This window comes from Candidatus Methylomirabilota bacterium (genome assembly GCA_036002485.1).
Lineage (GTDB): Bacteria > Methylomirabilota > Methylomirabilia > Rokubacteriales > CSP1-6 > AR37.
This window is the reverse complement of record DASYTI010000020.1, coordinates 1-3,395: the sequence shown is the minus strand read 5'-3', so window position 1 is coordinate 3,395 and position 3,395 is coordinate 1. Positions and strand designations below refer to the sequence as shown.

Sequence of the window (3,395 nt, the reverse complement as noted above, 5' to 3'; positions counted from 1 at the left end):
CGGCCGGAGCCGTGAAGTCTGGATGAGACCGGAAGAGAGCCGCCGCGCGCCGCACGTCCTCCAGCCGGCGGACCTCGGCCAGCACCTTCGGGAATTGCCTCGCACGCTCGGCGTCCGATGCGAAGAGCAGCTGGCCCGGCGCCACACGGCCGAGGCGCACGGCCTCGGAAAGGCGTCGGCGGCATCGGCACGGTCGCTCCGGATTCACCAGCCCGCACTTCGCCCGCGTAAACGCCACGATCGCCTCACGGGCGCGCGAGAGCCGCTTCCGGTAGGCCGCGGCGCCGATGCCCAGCACCCGCGCGGCCTCGTCGCCGTCCATCTCGAGGATCTCACCGAGGATGTAGGCCAAGCGATGGGGACGGTCGAGGCACGTGAGCATCGCCAGAGTGCAGCCGACCTTGATCTCTTCGAGCAGAAGGGCCGTCTCGCCTGAAGCCTGCGGAGCCGCGGCGTCGGAGAGACCCTCGTCAAGCTCGTCTCCGAAGCGTTGGAACGTGTAACTCCGCTCCTCGAGGCGGCTCTTCCGGGCGGTCAGCAGATAGTTCGCGGCTACTCGGTAGGCCCAGGTGGAAAACGAGCTCGCGCCGCGGAACGTGCTGAGGCGGGTCACGATCCGGATGAGGATCTCCTGCGCCGCGTCGCGAGCGTCCTCCGGATGCCACAACATCCGTAGAGCCAGGCCGTAGACTCGATGCTGGATCGCCGACACCAGACTCTCCAGGGCTTCGCGGTCCCCTTCGCGTGCTCGACGGGCCAAGCCCTCAAGAGACGCGTTCATCGCTTCGACAGTTTCCTTTGCAGGGCCGCCAACTCTTCCCTTAGGACTCTCGCCTGCTCTTCCAGCACCCCTTCGAGCTGCTCGAGGGGAACGGGAGGCGCCATCAGAACGAAGCTGTAGAGCGTATGGTTGCCAAGGTCAATCAAACGCGAGAAGGCGCGGCCGACGCTCCCGTCGGGAAACGTCATGATCCAGTCTATCGTTCCCGCAACCCGGCTAGTCTCGACGCGCAGTCCCACCTCCACCGAACCCCTGGGCGTGACCATTGTGGCCCGCCCGTTCGACACCGAGCGGAACGCGTGGGTCCACTCGGGTAGCGTTCGTGGGTCCGAGATGTACTTGAAGGCGGCGTCACACGGGGCCTCGATCTCGATCGTCTGCACGTCGAAGTCGCGCATCGGATTCCCTCCCGGGGCGCGCTCCGGTTGGCGCCCTCCAGGAGATTGGACTGCCCGGGCCGGGATCTGTGACCGGGAATCTGACGTCCATTCGGGCGTGGAGGCAGAGGGCTGACTCCCGCGCAACGTCATGGAAGTGTGCCCAGGTCGGCGCTGTGCCGGAGGCTCTCTGGAGCCGGCGCAGCGGGAGACCAAAAGAATGGCATTCACGAGGTCATGGGTTCGATCCCCATCAGCTCCACCAACTCCGGCAACAACTTACGAGAACAGTTCGATACCGGCAGGGCTCCCGGGTCTATTCCGGGTCTATTTTTCGCCAGTGGTCCAGGAACGCCAGGCCGTCGGCATGCGCACCCTCACGTCGTCGAGGACAGAGCATCCGGATGGCCGAACAGACCTGGCACACCGCCGGAGTGCAGGAAGACGGTGCGCTCGCCCGGACGAATCGTGCCCTCGCGGACGGTCCGGGCCGTCGCACTCCGAGCAGCCGACGGGACGACGCCCGTATAGGCCCGCGTCAGCGGCGCGGCACGCCTATCGCGGCCGGACGCACTGGCGATCCCGCAGCGCCCTTCTCCAGCAGCGGCAGGATCATCGTGCAAGAGGTCCAGACCTGCTCGCGCGCCATTTGGCCGAGGTTCGCGTTCTCGATGTGGTGGATGCCCAGCTGCGTGAGCATGTGGTGGTGCACGGCGAAGGGAAGCTCCACCTCTCCCGAGGCCGAGGACGCCTGACCCGCGAGCTGCCCCTCGTTCACGGCGTCCACGAAGGGCGCGTCCAGGCCGATCGCGACGATGCGGCGTTCGCCCAGGTTATAGGTTCGAGCCCTATCGGGCGTACCAACTTACGGGCATCGCCACTTCCCACAGCGCACCCACAACGCGGGCCACTCTCGAACGGGTGTTTTTCGGGGTCTCCGCCCGGATCCGTAGCCGGTCCGCGATTGATGCGGCCTTCAGCAGGCGTGCCTGAGCAGCGGCCTTCCGCGTCCTGAGGATCAGGTACTCGAGCAGCTCTGGAGCTACACCTACGAGAGAGCCGCCGTTCGCTTCTTCACCAATTGGTTGCTCAGCCTCCGGTGGCAGCGGCTGCCCGCCTTCAGCGTCTGCTCGCGGGCACGGCAGCACTCTCCCGTGGAAACGATGCCCGGCAAGGAGCCGCGGGCCGGAAGTCAATGCGATGATGGACGGGTAAGGAAGGCGATCATGGTGCTCACTTCCGAAGAAGTCGCGATCGGCCGCCGTAACTTCATCAAGGCGATGGCGGGGGTGCCTCCCCTCCTGGCCTTCGGGGCCGCTGCCGCCCTGCGCGGCCCCATCCGGGGCGGGCCGGTCAAGGCCGGCTTCATCGGACCCGGCTCGCAGGGCAAGGTCCTCCTTGGCCAGTGCAGCAAGGACTTCATCGATTTGAGGGCCGTGTGCGACATCAACCCCCAGCGCCTGGACGAGGCCGCCGACAGCCTCGTGAAGGTGGGCTGGGCTCCTCCGCGGAAATACGAGGATTGGCGGGAGATGCTGGCGAAGGAGGACCTCGAGGCCGTCCTCATCGCCACCCCGCTGTGGTGCCATGCCGAGATGACCGTGGGTTGCCTGGAAGCGGGCAAGCACGTGCTGGTCGAGAAGATGATGGCGTACGACATGGAGGGATGCCGTCAGATGGCGGCGGCCGCCCGCAAGCACGGGAAGCTGCTCGAGGTGGGCTACAACCGCTTCTACGACCCAAGCTATCAGGCCGCCTACGACCACGTGATCCGCCCGGGCCTCCTGGGCGAGATCCACCACGTCCGGCTCATGTATCACCGGAACCGGTCCTGGCGACGGGACACCAAGCCTCCGTCCGCGGACTACAGCCCCGCCCGCTGGGGGTATCCGACCTGGGACCACCTGGTCAACTGGCGCCTGTACCGAAAGTACTCGCAGGGGCTGGTGGCGGAGCTGGGCGGCCACCAGATCAGCACGGCGAGCCTCTTCCTCGACGCTTCGCCCACCGCGGTGATCGGCAGCGGCGGCATCTATCGCTTCAAGGACCGCGAGGTCAACGACCACGTCTTCGTGACCCTCGAGTATCCCCAGGGTCGGACGGTCACGTTCTCCTCGATCGAGTCCAACGACTTCGACCACATCACCGAGCAGTTCATGGGCACCCGCGGCACCCTGGTGATCGGACGCGAAGGCGAGGTGCTGCTCTTCGGGGGAGGAGACGAGGGCAAGAAGATC

Annotated in this window: 4 protein-coding genes and 1 pseudogene; 1 reads left to right on the top strand and 4 read right to left on the bottom strand. The window is 66.5% G+C overall.

Annotated elements, in window-relative coordinates; all coding sequences use genetic code 11:
* The 4 genes and pseudogenes from VGT00_02465 to VGT00_02450 all read right to left on the bottom strand — a co-directional run.
* On the bottom strand, positions 1-712 hold a 712-nt coding region (locus VGT00_02465), incomplete at its 3' end, for an RNA polymerase sigma factor (protein ID HEV8530261.1).
* A 65-nt stretch (positions 713-777) separates the two neighbouring features.
* Positions 778-1,179 carry an SRPBCC family protein gene (locus VGT00_02460; GenBank protein ID HEV8530260.1) on the bottom strand — a complete coding sequence of 134 codons (402 nt, stop codon included), beginning with the start codon at positions 1,177-1,179 and terminating at the stop codon, positions 778-780.
* A gap of 356 nt (positions 1,180-1,535) precedes the next feature.
* Positions 1,536-1,640, bottom strand: a pseudogene (locus tag VGT00_02455) (D-cysteine desulfhydrase family protein).
* A 56-nt stretch (positions 1,641-1,696) separates the two neighbouring features.
* Positions 1,697-1,945 (bottom strand): hypothetical protein, encoded by a 249-nt coding sequence (locus VGT00_02450; GenBank protein ID HEV8530259.1) that lies wholly within the window; start codon positions 1,943-1,945, stop codon positions 1,697-1,699.
* Between the two features lie 439 nt (positions 1,946-2,384).
* Here VGT00_02450 and VGT00_02445 point away from each other — a divergent pair.
* Positions 2,385-3,395 (top strand): Gfo/Idh/MocA family oxidoreductase (locus VGT00_02445; protein ID HEV8530258.1); only part of this gene is annotated, 1,011 nt, incomplete at its 3' end.

Bases quoted from the DNA above. Each gene is read 5' to 3' on its own strand.
- VGT00_02460 (HEV8530260.1), bottom strand. From the start codon at position 1,179: ATGCGCGACTTCGACGTGCAGACGATCGAGATCGAGGCCCCGTGTGAC.